At 70.1% G+C, this 26,013-nt stretch carries 24 protein-coding genes, 1 pseudogene and 1 riboswitch; of the genes and pseudogenes, 15 read left to right on the top strand and 10 right to left on the bottom strand.

Annotation, left to right across the window (positions count from 1 at the left end; genetic code table 11):
- Positions 1-109 precede the first annotated feature (109 nt).
- Positions 110-1,573, bottom strand: coding sequence for an aldehyde dehydrogenase family protein (locus tag OHA64_RS04285; protein ID WP_405623861.1), 1,464 nt, complete (start codon positions 1,571-1,573; stop codon positions 110-112).
- A 171-nt stretch (positions 1,574-1,744) separates the two neighbouring features.
- On the opposite strand from OHA64_RS04285, the gene OHA64_RS04280 reads away from it, so the two are divergent.
- The 4 genes from OHA64_RS04280 (at position 1,745) to OHA64_RS04265 (ending at position 7,044) form a co-directional block, all read left to right on the top strand.
- The gene (locus OHA64_RS04280; protein ID WP_405608012.1) at positions 1,745-4,177 is read left to right on the top strand and encodes a SpoIIE family protein phosphatase; all 2,433 of its coding nucleotides are present in this window, start codon (positions 1,745-1,747) and stop codon (positions 4,175-4,177) included.
- Positions 4,178-4,338: 161 nt separating this feature from the next.
- Positions 4,339-5,838 carry an MFS transporter gene (locus tag OHA64_RS04275; RefSeq protein WP_405608009.1) on the top strand — a complete coding sequence of 500 codons (1,500 nt, stop codon included), beginning with the start codon at positions 4,339-4,341 and terminating at the stop codon, positions 5,836-5,838.
- A 5-nt stretch (positions 5,839-5,843) separates the two neighbouring features.
- Positions 5,844-6,521: a TetR family transcriptional regulator gene (locus OHA64_RS04270; RefSeq protein ID WP_405608006.1), complete on the top strand. Its 678-nt coding sequence runs from the start codon at positions 5,844-5,846 to the stop codon at positions 6,519-6,521.
- Positions 6,522-6,747: 226 nt separating this feature from the next.
- Positions 6,748-7,044, top strand: coding sequence for a GlsB/YeaQ/YmgE family stress response membrane protein (locus tag OHA64_RS04265; RefSeq protein ID WP_405608003.1), 297 nt, complete (start codon positions 6,748-6,750; stop codon positions 7,042-7,044).
- A 145-nt stretch (positions 7,045-7,189) separates the two neighbouring features.
- Here OHA64_RS04265 and OHA64_RS04260 read toward each other — a convergent pair whose 3' ends face one another.
- Positions 7,190-7,540 carry a hypothetical protein gene (locus OHA64_RS04260; RefSeq protein ID WP_405608000.1) on the bottom strand — a complete coding sequence of 117 codons (351 nt, stop codon included), beginning with the start codon at positions 7,538-7,540 and terminating at the stop codon, positions 7,190-7,192.
- A 133-nt stretch (positions 7,541-7,673) separates the two neighbouring features.
- Here OHA64_RS04260 and OHA64_RS04255 point away from each other — a divergent pair.
- The 6 genes and pseudogenes from OHA64_RS04255 to OHA64_RS04230 form a co-directional block, all read left to right on the top strand.
- Positions 7,674-7,952: pseudogene (locus OHA64_RS04255) on the top strand (IS200/IS605 family accessory protein TnpB-related protein); the annotation flags it as partial.
- Positions 7,953-8,084: 132 nt separating this feature from the next.
- Positions 8,085-9,041, top strand: coding sequence for a GlxA family transcriptional regulator (locus tag OHA64_RS04250; RefSeq protein WP_405607997.1), 957 nt, complete (start codon positions 8,085-8,087; stop codon positions 9,039-9,041).
- A 102-nt stretch (positions 9,042-9,143) separates the two neighbouring features.
- Positions 9,144-10,142: a type I glyceraldehyde-3-phosphate dehydrogenase gene (gene gap / locus OHA64_RS04245; RefSeq protein WP_405607994.1), complete on the top strand. Its 999-nt coding sequence runs from the start codon at positions 9,144-9,146 to the stop codon at positions 10,140-10,142.
- A 165-nt stretch (positions 10,143-10,307) separates the two neighbouring features.
- The gene (locus tag OHA64_RS04240; RefSeq protein ID WP_405607991.1) at positions 10,308-12,650 is read left to right on the top strand and encodes a glycosyl hydrolase family 95 catalytic domain-containing protein; all 2,343 of its coding nucleotides are present in this window, start codon (positions 10,308-10,310) and stop codon (positions 12,648-12,650) included.
- 131 nt (positions 12,651-12,781) lie between these two features.
- A riboswitch (cobalamin riboswitch) is annotated at positions 12,782-12,926 on the top strand.
- A 36-nt stretch (positions 12,927-12,962) separates the two neighbouring features.
- Complete coding sequence (locus tag OHA64_RS04235; RefSeq protein ID WP_389149273.1) at positions 12,963-13,184, top strand: CbtB-domain containing protein; 222 nt, start codon at positions 12,963-12,965, stop codon at positions 13,182-13,184.
- Positions 13,185-13,205: 21 nt separating this feature from the next.
- Positions 13,206-13,961: a CbtA family protein gene (locus OHA64_RS04230; protein ID WP_405607987.1), complete on the top strand. Its 756-nt coding sequence runs from the start codon at positions 13,206-13,208 to the stop codon at positions 13,959-13,961.
- A 29-nt stretch (positions 13,962-13,990) separates the two neighbouring features.
- Here the strand turns inward: OHA64_RS04230 and OHA64_RS04225 are convergent, their stop codons facing one another.
- Positions 13,991-14,581, bottom strand: a complete 591-nt coding sequence (locus OHA64_RS04225) for a histidine phosphatase family protein (protein WP_405607984.1) — start codon at positions 14,579-14,581, stop codon at positions 13,991-13,993.
- 263 nt (positions 14,582-14,844) lie between these two features.
- Positions 14,845-15,657: a hypothetical protein gene (locus OHA64_RS04220; protein WP_405607981.1), complete on the bottom strand. Its 813-nt coding sequence runs from the start codon at positions 15,655-15,657 to the stop codon at positions 14,845-14,847.
- 394 nt (positions 15,658-16,051) lie between these two features.
- Here OHA64_RS04220 and OHA64_RS04215 point away from each other — a divergent pair, with 394 nt between their 5' ends.
- Both OHA64_RS04215 and OHA64_RS04210 read left to right on the top strand, forming a co-directional pair.
- Positions 16,052-16,657, top strand: a complete 606-nt coding sequence (locus tag OHA64_RS04215) for an RNA polymerase sigma factor (protein WP_405623860.1) — start codon at positions 16,052-16,054, stop codon at positions 16,655-16,657.
- Entirely contained in the window at positions 16,654-17,715 is a 1,062-nt protein-coding gene (locus tag OHA64_RS04210; RefSeq protein ID WP_405607978.1) for a CU044_5270 family protein, read from the top strand. Before OHA64_RS04215 ends, OHA64_RS04210 begins: the two co-directional genes overlap by 4 nt.
- A gap of 50 nt (positions 17,716-17,765) precedes the next feature.
- Here OHA64_RS04210 and OHA64_RS04205 read toward each other — a convergent pair whose 3' ends face one another.
- On the bottom strand, positions 17,766-18,632 hold the full coding sequence (locus OHA64_RS04205; RefSeq protein ID WP_405607975.1) for a GyrI-like domain-containing protein: 867 nt from the start codon (positions 18,630-18,632) through the stop codon (positions 17,766-17,768).
- 192 nt (positions 18,633-18,824) lie between these two features.
- Between OHA64_RS04205 and OHA64_RS04200 the strand changes: the two genes are divergently transcribed.
- Positions 18,825-20,015, top strand: a complete 1,191-nt coding sequence (locus OHA64_RS04200; protein ID WP_405607972.1) for an MFS transporter — start codon at positions 18,825-18,827, stop codon at positions 20,013-20,015.
- A gap of 118 nt (positions 20,016-20,133) precedes the next feature.
- On the opposite strand, the gene OHA64_RS04195 is transcribed toward OHA64_RS04200, so the two are convergent.
- The 5 genes from OHA64_RS04195 to OHA64_RS04175 form a co-directional block, all read right to left on the bottom strand.
- Entirely contained in the window at positions 20,134-20,556 is a 423-nt protein-coding gene (locus OHA64_RS04195) for a nuclear transport factor 2 family protein (protein WP_405607969.1), read from the bottom strand.
- Positions 20,557-20,561: 5 nt separating this feature from the next.
- Complete coding sequence (locus OHA64_RS04190) at positions 20,562-21,368, bottom strand: MBL fold metallo-hydrolase (RefSeq protein WP_405607966.1); 807 nt, start codon at positions 21,366-21,368, stop codon at positions 20,562-20,564.
- A gap of 65 nt (positions 21,369-21,433) precedes the next feature.
- Positions 21,434-22,060 carry a DsbA family protein gene (locus OHA64_RS04185; protein ID WP_405607963.1) on the bottom strand — a complete coding sequence of 209 codons (627 nt, stop codon included), beginning with the start codon at positions 22,058-22,060 and terminating at the stop codon, positions 21,434-21,436.
- A 154-nt stretch (positions 22,061-22,214) separates the two neighbouring features.
- Positions 22,215-22,709 (bottom strand): MarR family winged helix-turn-helix transcriptional regulator, encoded by a 495-nt coding sequence (locus OHA64_RS04180; RefSeq protein WP_405607960.1) that lies wholly within the window; start codon positions 22,707-22,709, stop codon positions 22,215-22,217.
- A gap of 133 nt (positions 22,710-22,842) precedes the next feature.
- Positions 22,843-23,880 (bottom strand): LacI family DNA-binding transcriptional regulator, encoded by a 1,038-nt coding sequence (locus OHA64_RS04175; protein ID WP_405607957.1) that lies wholly within the window; start codon positions 23,878-23,880, stop codon positions 22,843-22,845.
- Between the two features lie 328 nt (positions 23,881-24,208).
- On the opposite strand from OHA64_RS04175, the gene OHA64_RS04170 reads away from it, so the two are divergent.
- Together OHA64_RS04170 and OHA64_RS04165 are read left to right on the top strand one after the other, a co-directional pair.
- Positions 24,209-25,156 carry a carbohydrate ABC transporter permease gene (locus tag OHA64_RS04170; protein WP_405607954.1) on the top strand — a complete coding sequence of 316 codons (948 nt, stop codon included), beginning with the start codon at positions 24,209-24,211 and terminating at the stop codon, positions 25,154-25,156.
- Entirely contained in the window at positions 25,153-25,974 is an 822-nt protein-coding gene (locus tag OHA64_RS04165; RefSeq protein ID WP_405607951.1) for a carbohydrate ABC transporter permease, read from the top strand. Before OHA64_RS04170 ends, OHA64_RS04165 begins: the two co-directional genes overlap by 4 nt.
- Positions 25,975-26,013: the final 39 nt, after the last annotated feature.

Here is a 26,013-nt window from a genome sequence, read left to right as displayed (position 1 = left end):
CATACTGCCAGACGCCGTGTGTCTGACTGCGCTGTCATGTCTACGCAGTCATGCGGCGGCCGTCAAGAGTCCGGGACGCATCCGTAACCTTCAGGTCCGAGGTTGTGGATCAGCCCGGCTTCGGAATCGTCATCCAACGCCACTGGGTGAACTGCTCCAGACTGGCGGTGCCGCCGATCCGCGAGCCGTTGCCGGAGATGCCCATGCCGCCGAAAGGCGCGTTCGCGGCGTCCTTGGCGCAGACGTCGTTGACATGGACCATGCCGGTGCGCAGTCGTTGGGCGACGGCGGCTGCTTTCGGTACGGAGCCGGAGTGCACCGCGGCTGTCAGGCCGTATGCGGTGTCGTTGGCGATCTCGACGGCCTCCGCCTCGCTGCGGAAGGGGACGACCGGGGCGACCGGGCCGAAGATCTCCTCGGTGAACGCCGGCATGCCGCGCTCGACGCGGTCCAGAACGGTGGGCGGGTAGAAGAGCCCGTCACGTCGGCCGCCGGTACGCAGCCGTGCCCCGGCGGCCACGCTCTCGTCGACGATGCGCTCGATGCGCAGGGCCTGCCGCTCGCTGATGACGGGGCCGATCGTGACGTGCTCCGTGCGCGGGTCGCCGATCGGCATGGCATGCGCCTGACTGACCAGCGCCTCGGTGTACGCCTCGATCAGGTCGGTGTGGACGAGGTGGCGGCCGGCGGCGACGCAGGCCTGACCCTGGTAGCCGAAAGCGCTCGCCGCCCCGGCAGCGGCGGCGGCCCCGATGTCCGCGTCTTCGAGCACGATGATCGAGTTCTTGCCGCCGAGTTCCAGGGAAACCCGCTTCAGGCCTTCTCCCGCCACGCGGGCCACCGCACGTCCGGCCTCGGTGGAGCCGGTGAACGAGACCATGTCGACATGGGGATCGGCCGCCACCGCCCGCCCGGTCGCGGCGTCTCCGGGCAGGACGTGCAGCACCCCGTCCGGCAGCCCGGCCTCCTCGAAGAGCCGCGCGACGAGGACGCCCCCGGACACCGGCGTGAGCGGGTCGGGCTTGAGCAGTACGGCGTTGCCCAGCACGAGGGCCGGAGCCAGCACGCGCATCGCGAACAGCAGCGGCGCGTTCCACGGGTTGATGACACCCACGACCCCCACCGGCACTCGCCAGGCCAGACTGGTCGCGCCGGGGGGCTGCGGAGTCAGCACCTCACCCAGGGGCAGCGACGCGAGTCCGACGCCGTGCGTCAGCTGGCCGAGGGCGGCGGCGATCTCGTAGTCACCCTTGGCCGGGACGCCGGCCGATTCACGGACGATCCAGTCACGGACCGTCCCGCTGTGCTCACGCAGCGCCGAGGCGGCACGCAGCAACACCTCGATCCGTTCGGAGGGATCGGCCGCGGCCCAGCCCACGGCGGCGCGGGCGGCCCTCGCGCCGGCTCGCGCGACGTCAGCAGGGGCGGCCACGCCGACTTCGGCCAGCGGGTGGCCGGTGGCCGGTTCGATGACCTGGCGGGTGCCGCCTTCGGAGTCGCACCAGCCCCCGCTGTAGATCTTCCCGGTCCACTCGGCCGGGGCGGGCCACGCCTCCTCGCCGTTGACAGTCATGGTCATGATCCCGCCCTCCGGGAAGTCCGGGTGCCGTCCCACCATGAAGACCGATTCGCGGTGATCTGTCACTCTTATTGTCTAGTGTCGTAATAAATGAGAGTGGCGCACCTTGGGTCCCGGCCTTCCCGGGCAGAAGGTCCCAGGGCGGGAGCGAGGCGGGATGACGTCATGACCGGATCTGCGTCCGCCAAGGGCGACGGTCCGAACGCCGGGGCGCGGGAGACCGTCGACGAGGCGGCCACGGCGCGCGTCCGCGTGGACGGGCACGGCGTCGTGACCGCGTGGAACGACGGGGCGCGGCGGCTCCTCGGCCACCGGGCCTCCGAGGTCGTCGGCCGGAACGTGACCCTGCTGCTCCCGGACGTCGGTGCCACGGAGGTGCCCCGTTCCCTGGCGGATCTGCCGAGGTGGAGCGGGACGGTGACGTTGCTGCACCGGGACGGCCGCCGCCTCCCCGTCGAGCTGTTGGCTCACCGCAGCCAGAACGACGGCGACGGGTGGCTGCTGGTGTCGGCGGTGACCCGCCCGGCCCGCGGACCCGCGGACGACGCGTTCGTGCAGCGGGGTTTCACGCATTCCCCCTGCACGATGGCCCTGTACGACACCGGACTGCGGCTGCGCCGGGCGAACGGGGACATGGAGCGCGCCATGGGCCTGTCCGAGGAGGCGATGCGCGGACTGCGGGTGACGGAGATCGTCGTCGATCCGGAGAGCGAGCGGACCGAAGCGGGGATGCGGCGCGTGCTCGAGACGGGTCGGCCGCAGGAGCTCGGAGCCGCGCTGCAACTCGCCGGCCATGAGCGCCAGAGCGTGTGGACGGTGTCCCTCGCCCCCGTGTGGGACACCATCGGGCGGCTGGAGGGTGTCCTGCTGTCGGCGCACGACGTGACGGAACAGCACCTGGCACGGCAGCGGCTGGTGCTGCTCAACGACGCCAGCGTGCGCATCGGCAGCACCCTTGACCTGGCGCGCACCGCTCAGGAACTCGCCGACGTCGCCGTCCCACGGTTCGCGGACTTCGTCACCGTCGATCTCCTGCCGGCGATCGAGGGCGGTGAGGACCCGCCCCAGGGACCTCCGCACGGGCCCGTCAGGCTGCGCCGGGTCGCCTACCAGTCGGTCCTGGAGGGGTGCCCCGAAGCCGTCGTACGGCGGGGAATCGTGGCCGCGTACCCGGCCGGCTGCACCGCGGCCGAGTGCCTGGCCTCAGGCCGGCCCATCATCGAACACTTGACCCCCGCCGCCTTGGCGGAGGTGGAACGGCAGACCCCGCAGCGTGCCGAACGCATGCGCAGGTTCGGCTTCCATTCGGTGCTCGCGGTGCCGATGCGCGCCCGTGGCCTCACCCTGGGCGTGGCCACGTTCTCCCGCCACCGGCAGCCCAAGCTCTTCGAGCAGGATGATCTGCTGCTGGGCGAGGAGATCACCGCCCGCGCCGCCGTGTGCATCGACAACGCCCGCCGCTACACCCGCGAACGCTCCATCTCCCTCGCACTGCAGAGCAGCCTGCTGCCGCAGCAACTCCCCGAACAGGCGGCCCTGGACGTCGCCTCCCGCTACCTGCCCGCCAGCTCCCGGGCCGGAGTCGGCGGCGACTGGTTCGACGTCATTCCGCTCTCCGGCGCCCGGGTGGCCCTGGTCGTCGGCGACGTCGTCGGCCACGGCATCCAGGCCTCCGCCACCATGGGGCGGCTGCGCACCGCCGTACGCACACTCGCCGACATCGACCTTCCCCCCGACGAACTGCTCGTCCACCTCGACGACCTGATCAACCGCCTCGCCGGCGCGGCCGACAGCACGGCCGTGACCGCCGGTGACGTCGGAGCCACCTGTCTCTACGCCGTCTACGACCCGGTCTCCAGACACTGCACCGTCGCCCGCGCAGGCCATCCCGTGCCCGCCCTCGTGACGCCCGACGGCACGGTCGACTTCCTGGACGTTCCGGCGGGCCCCCCGCTCGGCCTCGGCGGCCTGCCGTTCGAGTCCACCGAGCTGAAACTGGACGAGGGCAGCCTGCTCGTCCTCTACACGGACGGGCTCGTGGGGGTCCGCGGCCACGACATCGACGAGGGGATCGACGCCCTGCGCGACGTGCTGCGCCGACCGACCGACAACCTGGAGGTGACCTGCGACGCCCTGCTGCGGACCATGCTCACGGACGGCCCTTCGGACGACGTGGCACTCCTCGTGGCCCGCACCCGCGCCCTCGACGCCTCCCACGTGGCCACCTGGCAGGTACCGCCCGACCCCGCCATGGTCGGGCCGGCCCGCAAGAACGCCAGCCGGCAGCTGTCCGAGTGGGGCCTGGACGAGGCCGCGTTCGTCACCGAGCTGGTGGTCAGCGAACTGGTCACCAACGCCATCCGCTATGCCGAGCCCCCCATCGAGCTCCGGCTGATCCACGACCGCACCCTCATCTGCGAAGTCTCCGACGGCAGCACCACCGCCCCCCACCTGCGCCGGGCCCGTACCTTCGACGAAGGGGGCCGGGGGCTGCTGCTCGTCGCCCAGCTCACTCAGGGCTGGGGGACCCGCCAGACGACCAACGGAAAGATCATCTGGGCCGAACAGGCGCTCCCCGCCGAGCCCTCTCCGGCCTGACCGGCTGTCGGGGTGGGCGGCCGGGTCGGGTGGCGGGGTCGGACGGTGAAAGCGGGTGAATGGTAATTCACCTGACATGGAAAAAGGGAGGTGAATAGCCATTCATCAGCTAGGATGAATGGCTATTCACGCCACCTTGTCCACTGCTCGGGAGAACGCCCATGCCGGATCCGCTGCCAGGCGAGCCCGCCGGGGCCGTAGCGTCCGCGTCCCGGGACGGGTTGCGCGCCCGCCTGACGGTCCCGGTCCTCGCGTTCGGCGGCATCCTGATGGCGGTCATGCAGACCGCCGTCGTACCGCTGCTTCCCGACCTGCCGCGGCTGACCGGCTCCTCCGCGGGCGCCGTGTCATGGACCGTCACCGCGACACTCCTCGCGGGCGCGGTGCTGACCCCCGTGCTGGGCCGCGCCGGGGACATGTACGGCAAGAAGCGCGTCCTGCTCCTCGCCCTCGCCCTGATGACGGCCGGCTCGGTGCTGTGCGCGCTGACCTCCGACATCCGCGTACTCGTCGCGGCGCGGGCACTTCAGGGCGCCGCCGCGGCCCTGGTGCCCCTGTCCATCAGCATCCTCCGCGACGTCCTGCCGCCCGAGCGCACCGCATCCGCCGTGGCCCTGATGAGCTCCACCGTCGGCATCGGCGCGGCATTGGGCCTGCCGCTCGCGGCGCTCATCGTCCAGTACGCCGACTGGCACACCATGTTCTGGGTGTCCGGCGCGCTGGGGGCAGCGGGGCTGGCGCTCGCCTGGTGGGCGGTGGACGAGTCGGCCGTACGGCAGCCGGGACGGTTCGACACGCTCGGTGCGCTCGGCCTGTCCACGGTGCTCATCTGTCTGCTCCTGGCGGTCTCACAGGGCGGCGAGTGGGGCTGGACCAGCGCGCGGGTGATCGCGCTGTTCGCGGGCTTCGCGTTCGTCCTGGCCCTGTGGTGGTGGCAGCAACTGCGGGCCGAACGGCCGCTGGTGGACCTCCGGCTGGCGTCCCGGCCGCGTGTCGCGCTGCCGCACCTGACCGCGTTCCTCGTGGGATTCGCCTTCTACGGCAACTCGTTGGTCACGGCCCAGCTCGTGCAGGCGCCCGCGGGCACCGGGTACGGGCTGGACCTGTCGATCGTCGGCGCGGGACTGTGCCTGCTTCCCAGCGGCGTGATCATGCTGTTCCTCTCACCGGTCTCCGCCCGCATCTCGACCGCCCGCGGCCCCCGCGTGACGCTGGTGCTCGGCGCCCTCGTCATCGCGTTCGGGTACGGCATACGGATCCTGGACAGCCATCACCTGTGGGTGATCATCCTGGGCGGAGCCATCGTGTCGGCCGGTACGGCCCTCGCCTATTCGGCCCTCCCGACGCTGATCCTGGGCGCCGTGCCCGCCGGGCAGACGGGTTCCGCCAGCGGCGTCAACGTTCTGATGCGGACCATCGGCCAGGCCGTGTGCAGTGCCGCCGTGGCCGCCGTCCTGATCCACCACACCAGCCCGGTCGCGGGAGCGCCGCTGCCCACTCTGCACGGCTATCTGCTGGCCTTCGCCATGGCCGGCGCCGTCGCACTGGCCGGGTGCGCGATGGCCCTCGCCATACCGAAGGACAGTGAGTCGGACCAGGCCGGCCGATGGTCCCGGCGGCGCGGCGGACAGGCCGCGGACCGGGTGCTGGAGGGAGCATGAGAGCCATGAGGTCAGCGAACTCCTCCAGCACCAGGCCACATTCCGCCTCGACGACGCCGAACTCCGCGACCGCGGGGCCGAATTCCGCGAGCACGACCCCGATTTCAGCGACCGCGGCGGCCACGGACACGGGTCCGAGCCGTCGGGACGCCCAGGCCACCAGAGCGGCGATCCAACGCGCGGCCCGCTACCTCCTCGCACGACACGCGCACGCGGACATCACGCTCAAGTCCGTGGCCGAACGGGCCGGTGTCAGCCCGCCCCTGATCATGAAGTACTTCGGCAACAAGGACGCTCTCTTCGCGCAGGTGATGTCCTTCGAGGAGGACGCGGCCGCCCTGCTGGACGCGCCACTGGCAGACCTCGGGCGGCACATGGTCCGCCATGTGCTCGTCAGCCAGTCCGAACAGGGAGCCGACCCTCTGCTGCGGATCGTCTTCGCCCCGCTCCACGGCGACCAGGGAGACACCCTCCGCACCAATTTCCGCACCCAGGTGAGCGACCGCCTCGCCCTGCGCCTCGACGGCCCCGACGCCGGACTTCGGGCCGAACTCGCCGTGAGCATGCTGCTCGGCCTCGGCGTGATGTACGGCATCGCGCGGGGCGAAGAGGTGCGGTCGACGGCGGTCGACGTCGTCGTCGAACGGTACGCACCCGCGGTGCAGGCGTGCTTGGCGCCGTGAGCGAGGTGTCGGGGACCACCCCGGAGTGACGTCCGGCGAAGGAAAAGGAAGGGACCGCAGGACGATCTCGGAGCGGGTGTCTGAAGTGGGGTGATGCCCCCTCACGACAGCCTTTCCTGAAGATCGGTAACGGCATGCTGTGGCCGCGTTTTCGTCTTCGTCTGTTTGGCGACGCCTTCCGCGGAAACACGTCCGGCGAACCGAAAGCCAGGGAGGTAACTCTGCTATGGGCATCATCGCGTGGATAGTTATCGGGCTGCTCGCCGGGGCTATTGCCAAGGCGCTCATGCCGGGCAAGGACCCGGGCGGAATCATCATCACCATGCTCATCGGTATCGCCGGAGGCCTGCTCGGAGGCTTCCTCGGCAAGGTGATCTTCGGCGTCGACTCGATCGACGGCTTCTTCGACCTGTCCACCTGGATCGCGGCCATCGTCGGGTCCGTCATCCTCCTCGCGCTGTACCGGGTGTTCGCCAACCGCGGGCACGGCCGCGGACACCGGCGAGGACACGTCCACGCATAGCAGGTCCGAGTGGTCGGCGTGGTCGGAGCACAGCAACACGAAGTGAGGTGCGCGAGCGCCCCCGCCTTCAGGCGGGGGCGCTCGCGTCTTCGGCGACTACTGGCAGGGACAGGTGGGAGGGAAAGGACCAGCGTCGACTCGTGGGTCAGCCGAGGTTGAAATCGAGGTTCGTCACGTACCAGGCATCGTCGATCTTGGTGGACTCCACATTGACGTCCAACTGGCCCGGCTTCACTCCGGTGGAGTTGGACAGGATGACCTTGTCGAGACTCTGCCCGTCGATGGCGACCTTGTCGGCTGGAACGACCGCTTTGCCTCCGGTGACCGGGATTTGGGCCACCTCCACCTTCGGGTTGCTCGTGGGCGGCTTGGGCGTGAACGACGTACGGATCTGGCCGATGTTTTTCTGCATTTTCCGTACGTCGGGCGTGTTGCTGTCGCACTTCGAGGGGCTGCCGACCTGAGCCGGCGACGAGGAGGTGGCCGCTTCAGCCATCACCAGACACGCCTGCTTCGGCTTGCCCTGGACGACCGCGGTGACCCAGGTGGCAACGGCCTCCTCGGCTGTGGACTGACGGGCGGCCGAGGACTGCGTCGCCTCCGAACCATCCCCCGTCTTCCCCTTCTGCGCCCCGGCGGTCGGGCGACGCGCCCTCGGACACCCGATCCGGCGACGGACGGCACCGCCCCACGACGACCAGAGTGATCGTCGTGGGCATCGGACCGCCCAGGCCCGACCGGAGACCCGGCGGCGTGAGGGAACCCGCCCCCACATTCCCGGACCGCGCACCGGATGCGCGCCGCCAGGCCGTGGAGCGAAAGCGGGCGACCAGGGTGCCCAACACCGTTCGGGACACCCGGCTGAGCACGAGCTCTGGCAACAGAACTCATTCCCGCTCAGTCTTTAGGAACGGTTCAGCGGCACCCTCACCTTCCCGGCAGGAGGCGCGGGCCCTCCCCGTGTCTTCGATGAGCCCCGGCTGCCGGAACGGAGGCGAGCTCAGGACGTACGCGGAGAGGCAGCTGCGTACCCTGTCACCGTGTCAGCCTCCTGCCTGCGTCGCGTCGCCGTTCTCGTGCTCGACGGTGCCAAACCGCTCGATGTCGGCATTCCCGCGCAGGTGTTCACCACGCGCGCGAGCATGCCGTACGAGGTGCGGCTGTGCGGCGCGGAACCGGGTCTCGTGACTGGCGGCGACGGCCTGTCGTACCACGTCGCCCACGGTCTCGAGGCGCTCGCGTGGGCCGACATCGTCTTCGTCCCCGGGTACCGGTTCCCGGACCGCGACGATCCCTCGCCGGCCGTCGCCGGCGCGCTGATCGCCGCCCACGAGCGGGGCGCGCGGCTCGCCGCCATTTCGACGGGAGCCTTCGCGCTCGCGGCCACGGGTCTGCTGGACGGCAAGCGCGCCACGACGCATTGGCACTACACGCGGGCGCTGATGGCCCGGCATCCGCTCGTACAGGTCGACGAGAACGTCCTGTTCGTCGACGAGGGAAGCGTGCTGACGTCGGCAGGCGCCGCCTCCGGCATCGACCTGTGCCTGCACATCCTGCGCGGCGACCTCGGGGTGGCCGCGTCGAACCACGCGGCCAGACGCCTGGTCGCGGCCCCCTACCGCAGCGGTGGCCAGGCGCAGTACGTGCCGCGCAGTGTGCCCGAGCCGCTCGGCGAGCGCTTCGCCGCCACCCGCGAGTGGGCGCTGCGGCGGCTCGGCGAGCCCCTCACCCTGGAGGTGCTGGCGCGGCGGGCCGCGGTCTCGCCGCGCACGTTCTCGCGGCGCTTCGTCGAAGAGACCGGGTACACGCCGATGCAGTGGGTTATGCGCGCCCGTATCGACATGGCCCGCGAACTGCTCGAACGTTCGCAGCGCGGCATCGAGCAGATCGCCGCCGACGTCGGCCTGGGCACCGGTGCGAATCTGCGGTCGCACTTCCAGCGCATCCTCGCCACCACACCGAGCGAGTACCGGCGCACCTTCGCCCAGGGCGAGTAGGCGCACCACCTGGCGCGATCCTTTTGAACGGTGGCGATCGCGCCGCTGTCAGTGGCCGCGGCCGCGAGCGAGGCTGGATGGCGAACGGAAGGGACACCATTCATGACTCGCATCGCCATCAACGGATTCGGCCGCATCGGACGCAATGTGCTGCGTGCCCTGCTCGAACGCCACAGCGCCCTTGAGGTCGTCGCCGTCAACGACCTCACGGAGCCGGCCACACTCGCGCGACTGCTCGCCTACGACAGCACGGCCGGCCGGCTCGGTCGTCCGGTGACCGCAGACGGGGACGCCCTGGTGGTCGACGGCCGCCGCATCACGGTCCTGGCCGAGCGTGAGCCGGCGCAGCTGCCGTGGGCCGAACTCGGCGTCGACATCGTCCTCGAAGCGACCGGTCGTTTCACCTCGGCCAAGGCCGCCCGCGCGCACCTCGATGCGGGCGCGAAGAAGGTCCTCGTCAGCGCGCCGTCCGACGGCGCCGACGTCACTCTCGCGTTCGGGGTCAACACCGACGCGTACGACCCGGCCGTGCACACGATCGTCTCCAACGCCTCGTGCACGACCAACGCGCTGGCACCACTGGCCGCGGTGCTCGACGAGCTCGCCGGCATCGAGCACGGCTTCATGACGACGGTGCACGCGTACACGCAGGAGCAGAACCTCCAGGACGGCCCGCACCGCGACGCACGTCGTGCCCGAGCCGCCGCCGTCAACATCGTGCCGACCACGACGGGCGCCGCCAAGGCGATCGGCCTCGTGCTGCCGAACCTGGAGGGCAGGCTCTCGGGTGACTCGATCCGCGTGCCTGTTCCGGTGGGCTCGATCGTCGAACTCAACACGACCGTCTCCCGCGACGTGACGCGCGAGGACGTGCTGGCCGCGTACCGCTCCGCGGCTCAGGGGCCGCTCGCCGGGGTCCTGGAGTACTCGGACTTCCCGCTGGTGTCCTCCGACATCACGGGCAATCCGGCCTCCTCGATCTTCGACTCGGAACTCACCCGGGTCGACGGCCGGCACGTGAAGGTGGTCGCCTGGTACGACAACGAGTGGGGCTTCTCGAACCGTGTGATCGACACGCTCGAGCTCCTCGCGACCCCCTGACCGAGCGGGAATTGGAACGGGCAACGGGCGGGTCCTTGGATCCGCCCACGCAAACCAACACATCGGATCTCTTCCTAAGCGTTGACGACTCCTCGCGCCATCTCTACCTTTCGGTCAGAGATAGCTCCGATGAATCTCTGTGAGTCGTACGAGCCAGGAGGCGCGATGCCCAGCCCGTCCAGCCGTCGTTCCAGCCGTCCGTCCAGGCGTACGGTACTTGCCACCGGCTCCGCGCTCGGCGGGACACTGCTCGCGGGAGGCCTGCCCGCCCCGGCCGCGGCGGCGAGCTCCGCCCCGCAGGGCTCCGACCCCTGGCGCACCGTCCTCGACGACGCCGACCTGGTCTGGCAGCGGATGCCGAAGACCTGGTACGAGGGCCCGTATCTGGGCAATGGCTTCCTCGGTTCGGGGATCTACGCCGAACCGGGCACCGAAGCCGACACCTTCCAGGCCGTCCGTTTCAACGTGCAGCACTCCGAAGTCCAGGATCACCGCCCGCAGTTCGGGTCGCTCTTCGGCCTCGCACGACTGCCGATCGGCTACCTGACACTGGAGCCGGTAGGCACGATCACCGGCCTCGACTGGCGACTCGGACTGCACGACGCCGAACTGACCGGCACGCTCACCACGGGCCGAGGCACGCTCACGATCCGCGCCCTGGTGCACAACTCCCGCTCCGTGCTGGCCATCGAGGTGACGCCGAGCGAGGGGGAGCGCGACTTCACGTGGGAGTTCCACCCGGCGCAGGCGATCAGCCCGCGCGCCGCGTTCAAGCCGATACCTCAGGGGTACGAGGCCAACCCGCCCGCCCAGACGGGGCTGTACGACGGCATCTCCGCCGCCGTGCAGCCGCTGCTCGCCGGCGGGCAGCACGTCACCGCGTGGCGGGAGCGCACGCGGGGGCGTGCTCGGACGTTGTACGTGCATGTCGCGCACTCGTATCCGAAGCCGACGGCGCTCGGGCGCGCGCTGGCCGCGGTGCGGGACGCCTCGAAACTCTCGTACGACGCACTGGCGGTGGCGCATCGCGCCTGGTGGCACGCCTACTACCGGAAGAGTTTCCTCTCGCTGCCCGATGCCCGCATGCAGCGCTTCTACTGGATCCAGCTGTACAAGACGGCGTCCGCGGCACGGCGCGACGCGCCCGCGATGGCCACGAGCGGGCCCTGGCTGGAGCCCACGCCATGGCCGGCGACCTGGTGGAACCTGAACGTGCAATTGGAGTACTGGCTGATCCACGGCTCCAACCACCTCGAACTCGACGCCGTGACGAGGGCGTTGAGTGAGTTCCGGGACAACCTCAGGGCGGAGATGGCGCCCGCGTACCGCGCCGACTCACTGGGCATCCCGCGGACCACCGACGCCTCGCTGGTCAACGGTGGCGCGACGGACCCCGCACTGGGCTACGGCGTCGGCATCCCCGGCCAGGACCCGCCGACTCCCGAGGTCGGCAACCTCACCTGGGCCCTGCACAACGTCTGGCTCAGTTATCGCCACACGATGGACGAGTCGATCCTCCGCGACGTCCTCTTCCCTCTCCTCCGCAAGGCGATCAACTACTACCTGCACTTCCTGGAGCCGGGCGCCGACGGCAAACTGCACCTGCCGGCCACCTTCTCGCCCGAGTACGGGGGCAACTCACGGGACTGCAACTTCGACCTGATGCTGCTGACGTGGGGCTGCCGCACCCTCCTCGATTCCGCCGAACTCCTCGGTATCGACGATGAGTTGGCGCCGCGCTGGCGAGACGTCCTGACCCGGCGGGTCGCGTATCCGACCGACGACAACGGCTTCATGATCGGCGCGGACATCCCCTTCGCGAAGTCGCACCGTCACTACTCACACCTCCTGGCGGTGTACCCGCTGTACGAACTCACCGGCCGTACGCCCGACGAAAAGGCCCTGATCGAGAAGTCGCTGGCGCACTGGGTGGGCTTCGAAGGCGCCCTCCAGGGCTATACGTTCACGGGCGCGGCCTCGATGTCGGCCATGCTGGGAAAGGGCGAGGACGCGCTCAGCTACCTCGGACAGCTGATGACCCGCTTCATCCAGCCCAACACCATGTACAAGGAGTCGGGCCCGGTCATCGAGACCCCCCTCTCGGCCGCCCAGTCCCTCCACGACATGGTCTGCCAGTCCTGGGGCGACACCATCCGCGTCTTCCCCGCGCTGCCCGCCGCCTGGGCGGATCTGGCGGTGCACAACTTCCGTACCCAGGGGGCGTTCCTGCTCAGTGCCGTACGCAAGGACGGGGTGACCCGCTGGGTCCGGCTGGTCAGCGAGGCGGGCGCCCCCTGTGTCGTACGGCATGGCGTCCCCGGCCCGATCGAGGTACGGAACGGGGGCGGGAGGCCGCTGCGCTACGAGTCCTTGGGTGATGGGACGATCCAAGTCGCTCTGCGCAAGGGCGAGTCCGCCCTGATCACCGCCAAGGGCGACCGTCCCGACCTGCGGATCACCCCCGTCGAGCCGAACGAGGAGGCGCCGCGCTGGGGACTGCCCGCATGACCGGCGCGCGACCGCACGTGGCAGCGCCGCGTGCTCCTGTCTCGTTCGCGTGTGACCGGTGAGCGGACGGTGATCCGGGTCACCTGGCGGGGGAGAACGCGATCACGCCAGGTGGGGCGGTATTGGCGGTGGACCCGACACACGGTACCGTCGCTCTGATATCGACGACGGCACACGGAAGCCGGTGAGAACCCGGCACGGTCGCGCCACTGTGGACGGTGTCCCCCGAGGGGGCGCACCGCGAGTCAGACCCGTGGCCGTCGTCATGTGCACCACCGAGATGGGACGCGAACTCCCAGAGGAGGCCCTGCCATGGCTCAGCATGTCGCCCAGCCGACAACCACCACGCCCGTCGTTCCCGCCAAGCTCCCGCTGAAGGCCATCGCCCCCTGGGCGGTCTTCTTCGGCATCCTGATGCTGGTCCTGCTCTACTTCGTCGGCGCCGAACAGGGGGCGACCTCAGTCGTCTCCGGCGGGGACGTCCACGAGTGGGTTCACGACGCCCGCCACCTCCTCGGCTTCCCCTGCCACTGATCTAGGGACGCCGCACACCCCATGAACTCCGCGACAGTAAGAAACCTGCTCGTTCGGGGCATGCTCGCCGGCCTCGGCGCCGGCGTGCTCGCCCTGATCGTCGCCTACTTCCTCGGTGAACCGAATGTCGACAGCGCCATCGGTTTCGAGGAGTCCCATGCCCCCGCCCACGAGCACGAGGTCGAACTCGTCTCCCATTCCCTGCAGTCCACCGCGGGCCTCGCCACCGGCGTGCTCATCTACGGGGTGGCGTTCGGCGGCATAGCCGCTCTCGCCTTCTGCTTCGCGCTCGGCCGCGTGGGCCGCTTCACCCCGCGGGCCACGGCGCTATTGCTGTCGGGGGCCGCGCTGCTCGCCGTGTACGTCGTTCCGTTCCTGAAGTACCCGGCCAACCCGCCCGCGGTGGGGGACCACGACACCATCGGCAAGCGCACCACGCTGTACTTCCTGATGATGGTGCTCGGGGTGCTCCTCGCGGTCGCCGCGGTGATCGCGGGCAAGCGGCTCGCGCCGAAGCTCGGCACCTGGTACGCCACCGTCGTCGCCGTCCTCGGCTTCGCCGTCGTGATCGGGCTGGCGTACGCGTTCCTGCCCGCCATCAACGAGGTGCCGAGCGACTTCCCGGCCGCCTTGCTGTGGCGGTTCCGTCTGTCGGCCCTCGCCATGCAGATCACGCTGTGGGGAGGTTTCGGCCTAGTCTTCGGTGAACTGGCGCAGCGGCTGTTGCACCCGAAGCCGGCCACGGTGTCCGCGGGGACGACCGTAGCCGCTCCGTAATGACGCGGGGCCCGTTGGGCCGGCTTCGCTCAGTGGTCCGCCACTGCCTCGGCCGAGTCCAACGGGTGCCCGAGCCGCAGGTTCCAGCGGCCAACGCGTCCACTGATGGTGGTGGCCGTCAGCGGTGGCACGTCGAGACGCCAGAAGGCCGCTGAGGGCGCTCCCAGCACGTGGACCACCGCGGCCCGCACGACCTCCGGCTCGACGACGGCGAGCGTACGGCCGCCCGCGTCCTGGGAGGCCGCGAGCCAGCGTGTCACCCGCTCGCACATGTCCTCCACGGACTCCCCGCCGTGTGGCGCGGACGCGGGGTCGGTGAGCCAGCGGGTCACCGCCTCCGGCTCACCGGCGCCGACCTCGGCCAGAGTCAGGCCCCGCCAGCGTCCCACCTCCAGTGCCGCCAACTCCGCTGCCTGCGCGCCGTCGAGACCGAGTGCGGCAGCCGTCTCCTGACAACGCACAGTGGGAGAGACCACGACACGCACGGCGGCCGGCAGGGACGCCGCCGCGGCACGGGCCCGCGCCGCCCCGTCGGCGTCGATCGAGCCCCCGTCGTCGAAGCGGGCCTGGCGCAGGGACGAACTCATCGCGGGTGAGATGAAGGTGACGCGAGCGGTCACGTGGTGGCTCCTCCTGACGCGGTCAAGGTGTGCGGGTCTCCACCCGGTACGGCACATGCGTGTGCCGGTCGGCAGAGATGGTCGGCCGTCCACCGACCGGGCCCGACGCGTGCAGCCCTTGACGGGTGTGCACTGCTCGCCGTGCGCCCCCAACTCGCCGACCGCGCGGTCGAGCTCTGCGGGCGCGGCGGCGATGTCGTTGAGCGCGACGGAGACGCGTAGGCCTACGCCGCGGTCAGGTGCCACACTGTGCGGCGCTTCGGTTATGCGTCGGCCTTTGCGGGCTGCTCCTCGGCCTGCTTCGGTGCGGCCTGCTTGGGTGCGGCCTGCTTCGGTGCGGTCTGCTTCGGCGCGTCGGGAGCGGTGTAGAAGACGGATGCTCCCTGCTTCGAGCGCTGCGCCTGGCTCTTGGCGACCAGCCCTTCGAGTGTCGTGCGCACCACGGTGGTCTTGACGCCGCGCTCGGGGTGGGACTTGTCGAGGGCAGTCGTGATCTCCGCTGCCGAACGCGGTTCCTTCTGCTCGGTGAGGTGGCGGCGGACCAGGTCGACAAGCGTCGGCTGGGCCGACTTCGCGGCTTCGGGCTTCCCCGCGGGCTTCTCGGCAGCGGACTTGCCGGCAGCCGTCTTCCCGGCAGTCGCCTTGCCGGCGACCGCCTTGGCGGCAACCGACTTCCCCGCCGGCGCCTTGGCGGCAGCCGGCTTCTCGGCAGTGGACTTGCCGGCAGTGGACTTGGCTGCGGTCTTGCCGGCTGCGGCCCGGCCGGGCTGAGGGGCGGTCTTCTTCGTTCCCGCTCGCTTGCCTGTGCCGGACCCGGTGGCCGTCTTCTTGCGGGGAGCGGGTACCGCGACACTGTCCGAAGGGACCGCGGGCTGCGCGGATGCCGGTGCTGTGCCGATCGCCTGCTGGATGTTGGTCAGCACCGAGTGGTCACGCTGGAGGGCCGCCAACTGCTCCTGCAGCGTGGCGATTTCCCCACCGATGCGTTCTTGCTCCTTGGTGTTGCGTTCGAGGTCGGTGGCTACCTGGGTGGTGTACTGCGATGTCAGTTCGGTCACTGAGGTGTTCTGCGACATGAGTGCACAACCTTTCCTCGGCTCGAGGCCGGAGTCGAAGGGACTGCCGCACGAGTGTGTCTCGGACGATGGCTACGGGGCGGCAGTCACATACAAGGCGCAGTGCCCTGTCGTAGCGATAGTACGGACAACAAGAGCGGGTTGTTCTCTTCGCGCAGATCCCCGCACTGACATCAGTGTTCTGTGGGTGATGGTGGGACCCGTGCACGCGAGTCGTCCAACTGCCCGGCGGACCGTGCCGGAAGCCATGTCTCCGGTGCCGGCGGCCGGTGTGCGAGGATCCCTCGGCAGGTGGCGACGGAGACCGTAGCGGTGACATCAGTGCGTGACTCAGGCCACAGGAACTCCTTCCGTGTCGCGGAGAGAAGTGGTCGTGAGGGATTCAGAAAACGATGTGCGCCGCCGAGTGCGCGAGGGGGACCGTGAGGCGTTCGCCCAGCTGTACGAGGAGTTCGCCCGAGCCGTGTACAACCACGGGCTGCGCTTGACCGGCGACTGGTCGACGGCCGAAGAGATCATGTCCGACACGTTCCTGACCGCGTGGCGGACCCGCGAACGTGTGCTGGAGGACGGCGGCTCCCTGTTGCCCTGGCTGCTGGGCATCGCCACACACAAGGCTGACAACGCCCGCCGGGGAGTGCGCAGACGGCAACTGTTCCTGGCACGTCAGCCGCAGCCACGCGTGGAAGAGGATTTCGCGCCCCGAACAGTCGGGCGCATCGACGACGCACGGTACCTGCGCGCCGTCCAGGCCTCCCTGGGCCGACTCAGACGCCAGGAGCGGGAGGTTCTCGCCTTGTGTGTCTGGTCCGGCCTGGACTACCAGCAGACGGCCGAAGCCCTGGGCATCGCCGTGGGAACCGTGCGTTCCCGTCTGTCGCGTGCCCGCAAGAAGCTCGCCCGACTCGCGGCAGAAGAGCGGGAACCACCCACGGCCCGCGGAGAGATGACAAGTGCGGCCGCGATCGCGGCCCTGCCCGTACGGGAGGAGCTCACATGAACGACAAGGCCACGGGGGCTTCCCCTGAGCGCCACGGCGACCGTGACGAGATCGCCCGCCTGCTGCCGGCCCCTGCCGACTGGGACCTTCCGCGCGAGCAGCACCTTCGGCACAAGGACCTTCTGATGCATCACATGGACCACGACCAGGTCACCCGTACCCGGCCCGCTCGTCGGCTGCTGCGCCCCGCGGTGCTGGCGCCGGCGACCGCCCTGGCCCTGGCCTGCGCCGTGACCGCGGGAATCACACTGACCGGCAGTGACCGGGGGCCCGCCGGCACCGCGTCGCACCGTGCGGCCACCGACATGCAGCCCGCCGCCGCGCTCCTGGACCGGATCTCCGACGCCACGGAGACGCGCACCGACCCCACGGTGCGCGACGACCAGTTCGTGTACACCCGGGAGAAGCTCCAAGGAGCCGACCTGACCAGCGGGAAGGCTGTCCTCGACCCGTTGGTGGAACGTGAGGTGTGGGCCGCACAGGACCCGAGGCCCCTGCGGAAGCTCGGCCTGATGCGCGAGGACGGTGAGACCCTCCCCATCAACGCCGAACTCGGTGACACCAACGGCACACCGGCCGGCATCAACAGGCCCACCTACCACTGGCTCAGCTCACTGCCCGCCGACCCCGACAAGCTGCTGACCTATCTGTACGCCAAGACCCCGCATCCCGAGGGCCGGGAACGCGACCAGGCGGTGTTCGAGCAGATCGGATCCCTGGTCGGCGGGGTGATGCCGCCCCGTACCGCCGCCGCCCTCTACCGGGCCGCGGCGAAGATCCCCGGTGTCACCCCGGCCCCTCAGGCCCGCGACGCGATCGGCCGCAAGGGCCTCGGCATCGCCCGCGACGACACACGCTACGGCCTGCGCACCGAGTGGGTCTTCGACAAGAAGGACTTCTCCTTCCTCGGCTCCCGCACCTATCTGACCAAGGACGCCTCATACGCGAAGGCGGGCGCGCTGCTCTCCAGCGAGGCCGAACTGGAACACGCCGTCGTCGACGCAGCCGGCCGGCAGCCGGGCGACGCACAGCGCGCACAGGACGAGCGACAGGACTGACCGTCACCGGGCGCCGCGCGCGGCGGCCGAGGGCCGCCGCGCGCCGGCGCTCAGACCCCAGTCCGCTCCACGGGAATCCACAGCTCGGCGTCCGCCTGCGCCGCGTCCTGCGACAGCCGGGTCCGCAGGATCTCGGGCCCCGGACGGCTCCGGTACGGGTTGGACGGGAACCACTGGGTGAACACGTCCCGCCACAGGTACTGGAGTGCCTGCGGAAACGGCCCGGAGTTCTTGAAGACGGCCCACGTACCGGCCGGGACGGTGAGCGAGTCCATGTCCTCAGGCACGGCGGCCCGGGTCACCACGCCATGGTAGTAGTCGAGTTCGGTTCCCTCGGCCCGGCTCTCGTCCAGGTTGTCGCTCACCGCGACGATCCCTTCGGGCGCCTGATCTGACAGGCTCTGGATCCGCTGAAGCGTCTCCTGGCCGATGCCGCGGATGAAGGCGGCGATGGCCGGGTTCATCCCCTCGTGCACGAGGGGGACCCGCGCCTTCCTGCCGACCACACGGAATTCCTCCTTCTCCACGACCCTGTACCGCATGCTGCTGCTCCCTTCGACGATGAGGCGGAAGGACATCCGTGGCTGGGACTGCAGACTCGCACCGCCCCGCCTGGCCTCGCCGGGTCCGACGCCGTGCATCGCGCGGAACGCACGCGCGAACGCCTCCCCGGAGGTGTAGCCGTAACGCACCGCGACCTCCAGCAACGTCCGCTCCCCGGCCAGTACTTCGGCACCCGCGACCGTCAGCCGTCTGCGGCGGATGTATTCCGACAGCGGAATCCCCGCCAGCGCGGAGAACAGCCGACGGAAGTGGTACTCCGACGTCACCGCGATCCGCGCCAGGTCTGCCACCTTGATCCGCTGATCGAGGTGGCGCTCGATGTGCTCCATGGCCTGGTTCAGCCGCTCCAGCACCCCGGTCTCCTTCCCTTTCGATCACTCACGTTAGGAAGGACCCACCCTGCCGGACCCGACATCCTGTGCCCGGTCCGGTCGGGTGCGCCGGCCCCCGGAACGGTTCCGCTGTTCGGCGGGTCCCCTTCGAATTTCCCGTACCGGCGGCTTGCCGGGCCGGCCGGGGTGGCGCGCGGGGTTACCGTCGGCGGCATGGTCGGTGATCGCCGAGGGTGGCGCCAGTGTGTGCTGAGTGGGGCCGTGTTCGCCGTGTGCATGGTCGGTACCACGCTGCCGACACCCCTCTACGGCCTCTATCAGGAGAAGTTCGGGTTCTCCGAGCTGACGGTGACCGTGGTGTACGCCGTGTACGCCTTCGGGGTCATCGGAGTGCTGCTGCTGGCGGGCAACGTCTCGGATGCCGTGGGCAGGCGGCCGGTGCTGCTGGTGGGCCTGGGATTCGCGGCGGCGAGCGCTGTCTGTTTCCTCTGTGCCACCGGGCTGGCCTGGCTGTACGCGGGGCGGTTGTTGTCGGGTGTGTCCGCCGGTCTGTTCACCGGGGCCGCCACGGTCTACGTGATGGAGTTGGCGCCCGAAGGCGGCACGTCCCGGGCCACTTTCGTGGCGACCGCCGCCAACATGGGCGGGCTGGGGTGTGGACCGCTGCTCGCCGGAGTGCTCGCCCAGTACGCCGTCGCACCGCTGTACCTGCCGTTCGCCGTACACCTCGCTTTGGTGACCGCCTCGGTCGCCGTCCTGCTGTGGCTGCCGGAGACCGTGGACGAGGCCCGGCCGTTGAGCACCGTACGGCCGCAGCGGCCGGCCCTGCCCCCACAGGTGCGGGCGGTGTTCGCGCCGGCGGCGATCGCCTCGTTCGTGGGGTTCGCGTTGTTCGGGGTGTTCACCTCGGTCAGCCCGGCGTTCCTCGAGCAGTCCCTGGACGTGGACAACCACGCCCTGAGCGGACTCGTCGTCGCGCTCGCGTTCTTCTCCTCGACCGCGGGGCAACTGGCGGTCGGCCGGGTCGGGACGGAACGATCGCTGCCGCTGGGCTGCGCGGGGCTCTTCGCCGGGCTGGCGCTGCTCGCCGGCGCGCTGCGGTGGGACCTGCTGTCGCTGGTGGTCCTGAGCGCGGTCGTCGGCGGGTGCGGGCAGGGGCTGGCGTTTCGCGGGGCGCTGTCCGCAGTGGCCCAGGTGTCTCCCGCGGACCGCCGCGCGTCAGTGATCTCGACGCTGTTCGTGGTGGCCTACACGGGCATCTCGGTACCGGTGATCGGTGTGGGAGTACTGACGGGGCCGATCGGCCTGGAGGACGCCGGGCTGGTGTTCATCGCGTGCATGGCCGTCCTGGTCTCGATCGCGGCCGTGTACCTGCGCCGGCGGCCGGTAGGAGCGAGGGCGTGAGCGCGTACGGAGCGCCCGTCCCGCGTGTGTGCGGGAGGGGCGCTCCGGGTGGCACCTACGGTCGTCCAGGCGGCGCTGTCTCCCCGCCGGGCGGCGTCGCCGAGCCCGGCGGGAGTGCTCACCTCGTCATGGCCTCGCGTACGAGTGCCGTGTCGACGAACTGTTCGAAGCGGACGATCAGTCCGCCGCGTACGACGAAGTGGTGGGCGACGCGCACGGCGATGTCCTTGCCCGTGGCCTTGTTGGTGGCGGTGTAGCGGGCCAGGACCACGACGTTCTCGCCGTCGACGACGTAGGTGTCGTCGTGGGCCGTCCAGTCGTCCCACTCCTTGCCGAGGCGCTCCATCACGTTCTCGGTGACGCCGTCCGGCGTGCGGTAGGTGCCGGCGAGCGGGAAGCCGGCCATCTCGGTCCACTCCACGTCGGGCGCGAGCGTGGCGCGCAGGGCGGCCAGGTCTGCGGCCGCCGAGGCGAGGTACTGGCGGCGCACCACGTCGGCGGGGGCGGTGGAGGTCGCGAAGTCGGCGTTCGGTGAGGTCATGGTGGTCAGCCCCACTTCATTTCGCCCTTGGCGACCTTCGCCCCGAGCTGGGCGGCGATCAGCATGCCGTTGTCGGGGTAGCGCTTCACCAGGGCTTCGGTCAGCGCGGCACCGTCGGCCGCCTTGCCGAGTTCCTCCTCGAAGGCGAGGAGGTAGTCACGGGTGGCGGTGATCGCGGAAGCGTCGGCAGGGCTGTCGGGCAGGCGGTGGCCGGGGACGACCAACTCCGGGTCGAGCGCGGCCATCTCGTCCAGAAGTGTGATCCAGGCGGAGCGGTCCTCGGGGGTGGGAGTGTCGGCGACCCAGACGTGCTCCTGCTGGAAGAGCAGGACGCCGCCGAGGACGGCACGGTGCTCGGCCTGCCACAGGTAGTGGCGGTCGGGCAGGTCGGCCGGGCCGCCCTTGAGGTCGAAGCGGTGGCCCTCCAGCGTGAGGTCGCCGGTCAGGGGAGTGAGGTCGACCAGACGGGTCGGCAGGTTGGGGCCGAGCGCCTCCCAGGCCTTGAGCTTGCCCTCGTAGGAGTGCCGGATGTGCTCGATGACGATCGGGGTGGCGACGAACCGGGCGTCGGGGAAGGCGTCGGCGAGGACTTCGGCGCCGAAGTAGAAGTCGGGGTCGCCGTGGCTGACATAGACGGTGGTGAGCTTCTTGCCGGAGTCGAGGACCTCGGCGGCCAGCCGGTGGCCGTCCGCCCGGGTGAAGGCGGCGTCGACGAGGAGTGCCTCGCTCTCACCGGTGACGAGGGTGGCGGTCTTGTTCTTGACGCCGGCGGGGAAGTCGAGGTCGAGGACCTTGAAGGTGAGGGTGCTCACGGGGGCTCCTGTGCGGGTTACTGGGGGACAAGCGGGGACAGGTACGGGCAGGTAGGGGCAACGGATCAGGATGTGGCGGTGACGCCGAGGTGCGAAAGGCGGCGGTCCACCTCGTCGGCGGTGGCGTGGCCTTGGGCCAGGGGAACGGTGCGCGAGCCGACGAGGGCGAGGAGGGTGGGGAAGGCGGTGACGCCCAGTTCGGCGGTGCGGCGGAAGTCGGCCTCGGCCGCGTCCTGAGTCGCGGGCGACGTGAAGGAGGCGAGGACGGCTTCGGCGTCCAGGCCTGCCGTCTCGGCCACCTGCCGATAGGTCTCGGGATCGGACAGGCTGTGTCCGTCGGCGTAGAAGGCCTGTTGCAGCGCCAGAGCGAGTTCCACAGCGCGGTCGGGGGCGGTCTGTCGCAGGGCCGCGACGCCGCGGGCGGCGGCCTCGGAGTCCATCACGAACGAGCCTTCGGCGGCGAGCCGCCGGTACGCCGGGCCGAACTTGGCGCCGGTCAGCCGGCTGATCGCACCGTTGGCCTCCTCGATGTGGCCGAACCGGCTCATCGGTACCCGGCGTTGCCCGGTGAAGAGCCCGCCCGAGACCACGTCCACGGGCACTCCGGGGTGGCGGGAGACGAGCTCGCGCAGGGTGCCGGAGAAGCCGTGCGACCAGCCGCAGTAGGCATCGAAAACGTAGACGAGTTTCATCGACGACCTCGACAGGGTGTGACGCCCACCTGGTGCGAGCGATCATCTGACAAAACAGTAACTGACGTGTCAGATATTTCCCGAGACGTGTGACATGGGTCACGCAACCTGTGGCTGACGCTGTTGGATCAAGGCTCTTCGGTGAAGCGCCAGGTCAGGGCAGGCGAGGCAGCACATCCCGAGCCGTGTGGCTGAGGATGCGAAGGTCCTCCGCGAACCGTGCACGGTCCTTCGGGGGGAGTGGCTGTACGAAGTACCGCTCGATGTTCTCCACGTGGACCCGGGAAGCGCGGACTGTCGTGCTTTCGCCCAGCTCGGTGAGCCGCACCAGCTTTCCGCGCCGGTCGTCGGGGGACTCCGCGCGTGCCACGAGTCCCGCCCCCTCCATGCGGTCCACGAGCCGGGTGGCGCCGCCCGTGGTCAGGACCTGTTCCTGGGCGATGGCCCGCATCGGAAGGCCGGGCGCGCCCGCCCGCCCGAGAATCAGCAGCACCTCGAACATCAGATGGCTGATCCCGCACTCCTCCTCGAGCGCCCGACCGAGGATGTACTCCAGCCGGTTCGCCGCCCCCTGCAGCCGTCCGAACGCCAGGATCAGCCCGTGGTCCGCGGCCTCCTTCGCCGTTTTGATCCCCGCCTGCTCGCCCACAGCTCGCCGCCCCTTCGTCGTCCCGGGTACCACCGTACCGATCTCGGCTCGGGCGCCGAGGCGGCGACGGGAACGGCCGCCTCGCCGCTACGGGATGAGGTCGAGAACGCCCCCCGGGCCCGGTGTCGTCGGCCTACGTCGGTGGCCGAGCGGTTGTCCGGCGCGGCACCAGCGTGGGGGACAGGCTGACCTGGACCGACGGTCTGTGCCGGTCGGCGATCCGGTCGAGAAGCAGACGGGCGGCATCGCTGCCCATCTCGTGGCCCGCCTGGTCGACGCTGGTCAGCGAGATGGGTCCGAGCGCTGCGAACGCGGTGTTGTCGTAACCGGCCACCGAGATGTCACCAGGAACGGAGAGCCCGGCCTCCGCGACGACTTCCAGCACGCCCATCGCGACGATGTCCGCGCCGGCGAAGACGGCCGTGGGCCGGCGGGTGCGGGCAAGCAGTTCCTTCGCGCCCCGGCAGCCGCCTTCCTGGGTGTAGCTGGTGGAGACCACGTCGGTCCACTGCGCCAGTCCCTGGGTCCGCATGGCCTGCCGGTATCCGTCGGCGCGCCGGGCGTTGGGCATCTCCGCCAGGCGCGTCGGATCGGTTTCGAGGTGCTCGATGTGGGCGATCCGCCGATGCCCCAGACCGGCAAGGTGGCCGACGACCAGGGAGGCTCCTTCGACGTCGTCGTTCACCACCGTGTCGTACACCGGAGACGATCCGTGCCGCCCGACGACGACGGTCGGCACGGTGGAGGCGATGCGTTCGAGGTGAGCGCGCGGTGACACGGGCGCGACCAGGATCATGCCGTCCATGCCGCGGTCGATCATCGACTCCGTGACCCGGGCCTCCGCCTGCTCCCCGTTGCAGCCCGGTCCCAGGAGCACCTGGTACTCGGTGTCCTCCAGCGAATGTGTGACGCCGTCGAGGACCTCCGGGAAGAAGGGATTGCGGATGTCGGGCAGCATCACGCCGATGGTGTACGTCTGCCCGCGCAGGGCCCGGGCGCCCGCGTGCGGCCGGTAGCCGAGTTCGTCGATCGCGCGGCGCACCTTCGCGCGCATCTCGGGGCTGGCGCCGTAGGCGTTGCGCAGCACCTTGGACACGGCGGTCGTGGACACCTGGGCGTGTCGCGCCACGTCGACGATGGTGACGCGGCGGGGCGGTGCCGACGGCTCCATCCTGATCCCTCCCCTTCGGCAAAAGCGCTGTCGCCGAGTGTACGGACGGATTCCGTGGCCCCAGGCGCGGTCGATCAGGGGTGGCGCGGGATCGCCGTCGTGACAACCGCGCAGCGTGCGCGGCATCTTGACGTCACGCGAGTCGCTCCCTAGGGTCTGGCCACACCCCCTTTGGGTAACGTTACCCATCGCCCCCCGAACCACCCGACCCGCCATCGGACCACACCCCTCCTCGGACGTGGAGGCCGGACAGACGCCCCACGCTCACGCTGATCGGAGCCCTGACACAGCACCGTCGTTGAAACGTTTCAGTACAGGAGGTCCGCCGGTGACTCTCGCTCCGAACGAGCAACTCCCGGATCACGACCGGCCGCCGGACGCCAAGCCCCCGCCACGAGTCCGACGGGCGCGTACGGCCCCGCCCTGGTGGTTCGCGCTTCCCGCACTGGTCCTGTTCGCCTTCGTCGTGCTGGTGCCGAGCGCTCGCGGTGTCTACTACGCCTTCACGGACTGGGACGGCCTGCATCCCAGCTTCTCCTTCGTGGGCCTGGACAACTTCGCCGAGGTGTTTCGCGACCCCGACGCGGTGCGGGCGATCTGGCACACGCTGCTGATCGCCGTGTCGATCACCGTGATCCAGAACGCGCTGGGCCTGTTGCTGGCCCTCGGGGTCAACTCGGCCATCAGGTCCCGGAACCTGCTCAGGGTCTTCTTCTTCGCACCGGCGGTGATCACTCCGATCGTCACCGCCTACCTCTGGCGCAACCTGCTCGGACCCGACGGCGCGGTCAACAGCCTGCTGGGCGAGGTAGGCCTGGACGGCCTGCGGCAGGACTGGCTCGGCAGTCCACGGGTGGCCCTGTGGGCGGTGGTGGGGGTGGTCGTCTGGCAGTTCGCCGGCTACTCGATGGTCATCTTCCTGGCCGGGCTCCAGTCGGTGCCCCAGGAGGTGCATGAGGCGGCGGCCATGGACGGAGCGGGCCCGGTACGGCGTTTCTGGTCGGTCACCCGCCCGCTGCTGGCTCCGGCCCTCACCGTCAACCTGATGCTGTCGATCATCGGCGGCATCAAACTCTTCGACCAGGTGTACGCGCTGACGGGCGGCGGGCCGGGACACGCCACCGACACCCTCTCGACGCTCATCTACAAGGACGCCTTCACGCTCGGTGAGTTCGGCTACAGCATCGCGCTCGCGGTCGTCCTCACGATCATCGTGGCGGTCGTCTCGACCGGACAGTACGCCGCGCTCGCCCGCAGCGAGAGGGCCGCGTCGTGAACCGCTACCGCCGCCGCACGTTCGCACTGGAGCTGGCGATGACCGCCACCGCCCTGATCGTCGGCTTCCCGGTGTACGTCCTCGTCAACCTGGCCGTGCGACCGGCGTCGGACACGTCGTCGCCGATCAGTCCGACCACCGCGCCCACCCTGGACAACTTCTCGCAGGCGTGGCAACAGGGCGCGCTGGGCGGGGCGTTGGGCAACAGCCTGCTGGTGACGGCGTGCAGCGTCCTCATCGTGCTGGCCGTCTCGTCGCTCGCGGCGTACCCGCTCGCCCGCGTGGCGTCCCGCTGGTCCCGGCGCACGTATCTGTTCTTCCTCCTGGGCCTCGTCCTGCCCTTCCAGCTCGCCTCGCTGCCGCTCTACCAGACCATGCGCGACCTCGGCCTACTCGGCACCCCGTGGGCACTGGTCCTCTTCTACTCAGGCCTGCAGGTGCCGTTCACCGTCTTCCTCTACGTCGGCTTTCTGCGCGCCCTGCCCCGCGACTTCGAGGACGCGGCCCTGATCGACGGCTGCACACCGCTGCAGGGCTTCCGTCACGTCGTCCTGCCGATGCTCAAACCGGTCACGGTCACGGCCCTCGTGCTCAACACGGTCGCGGTCTGGAACGACTTCTTCACCCCGCTGCTGTACCTCAGTGGCAGCGCCCAGCAGACCATGCCGGTCGCGATCGCGGGCTTCGTCGGCCAGTACGTCACCGACTGGAACCTCATCTTCGCCGCACTGGTGATCAGCATCCTGCCCGTCCTGCTCGTCTACTTCCTGTTGCAGCGCAGCATCATCAACGGCTTCGCGGGAGGGCTGCGTGGATGACACCCGACGCCCACCCGTCGCCGATGCCCGGTGGCTCTT

It is taken from the genome of Streptomyces sp. NBC_00076 (assembly GCF_045041235.1).
Lineage (GTDB): Bacteria > Actinomycetota > Actinomycetes > Streptomycetales > Streptomycetaceae > Streptomyces.
Note: the sequence above shows the minus strand (reverse complement) of the source record. Positions and strands in the feature narration are given on the sequence as shown.

Excerpts from the sequence above, each read along its gene's own strand:
- OHA64_RS04220 (WP_405607981.1), bottom strand. The coding sequence starts at position 15,657 with ATGTCGCAGAACACCTCAGTGACCGAACTGACATCGCAGTACACCACC.
- gap (WP_405607994.1), top strand. The coding sequence starts at position 9,144 with ATGACTCGCATCGCCATCAACGGATTCGGCCGCATCGGACGCAATGTG.
- OHA64_RS04210 (WP_405607978.1), top strand. The coding sequence starts at position 16,654 with ATGAACGACAAGGCCACGGGGGCTTCCCCTGAGCGCCACGGCGACCGT.
- OHA64_RS04280 (WP_405608012.1), top strand. The coding sequence starts at position 1,745 with ATGACCGGATCTGCGTCCGCCAAGGGCGACGGTCCGAACGCCGGGGCG.
- OHA64_RS04265 (WP_405608003.1), top strand. The coding sequence starts at position 6,748 with ATGGGCATCATCGCGTGGATAGTTATCGGGCTGCTCGCCGGGGCTATT.
- OHA64_RS04260 (WP_405608000.1), bottom strand. The coding sequence starts at position 7,540 with ATGGCTGAAGCGGCCACCTCCTCGTCGCCGGCTCAGGTCGGCAGCCCC.
- OHA64_RS04200 (WP_405607972.1), top strand. The coding sequence starts at position 18,825 with ATGGTCGGTGATCGCCGAGGGTGGCGCCAGTGTGTGCTGAGTGGGGCC.
- OHA64_RS04240 (WP_405607991.1), top strand. The coding sequence starts at position 10,308 with ATGCCCAGCCCGTCCAGCCGTCGTTCCAGCCGTCCGTCCAGGCGTACG.
- OHA64_RS04275 (WP_405608009.1), top strand. The coding sequence starts at position 4,339 with ATGCCGGATCCGCTGCCAGGCGAGCCCGCCGGGGCCGTAGCGTCCGCG.
- OHA64_RS04195 (WP_405607969.1), bottom strand. The coding sequence starts at position 20,556 with ATGACCTCACCGAACGCCGACTTCGCGACCTCCACCGCCCCCGCCGAC.
- OHA64_RS04235 (WP_389149273.1), top strand. The coding sequence starts at position 12,963 with ATGGCTCAGCATGTCGCCCAGCCGACAACCACCACGCCCGTCGTTCCC.
- OHA64_RS04285 (WP_405623861.1), bottom strand. The coding sequence starts at position 1,573 with ATGACTGTCAACGGCGAGGAGGCGTGGCCCGCCCCGGCCGAGTGGACC.
- OHA64_RS04185 (WP_405607963.1), bottom strand. The coding sequence starts at position 22,060 with ATGAAACTCGTCTACGTTTTCGATGCCTACTGCGGCTGGTCGCACGGC.
- OHA64_RS04270 (WP_405608006.1), top strand. The coding sequence starts at position 5,844 with ATGAGGTCAGCGAACTCCTCCAGCACCAGGCCACATTCCGCCTCGACG.
- OHA64_RS04175 (WP_405607957.1), bottom strand. The coding sequence starts at position 23,880 with ATGGAGCCGTCGGCACCGCCCCGCCGCGTCACCATCGTCGACGTGGCG.
- OHA64_RS04230 (WP_405607987.1), top strand. The coding sequence starts at position 13,206 with ATGAACTCCGCGACAGTAAGAAACCTGCTCGTTCGGGGCATGCTCGCC.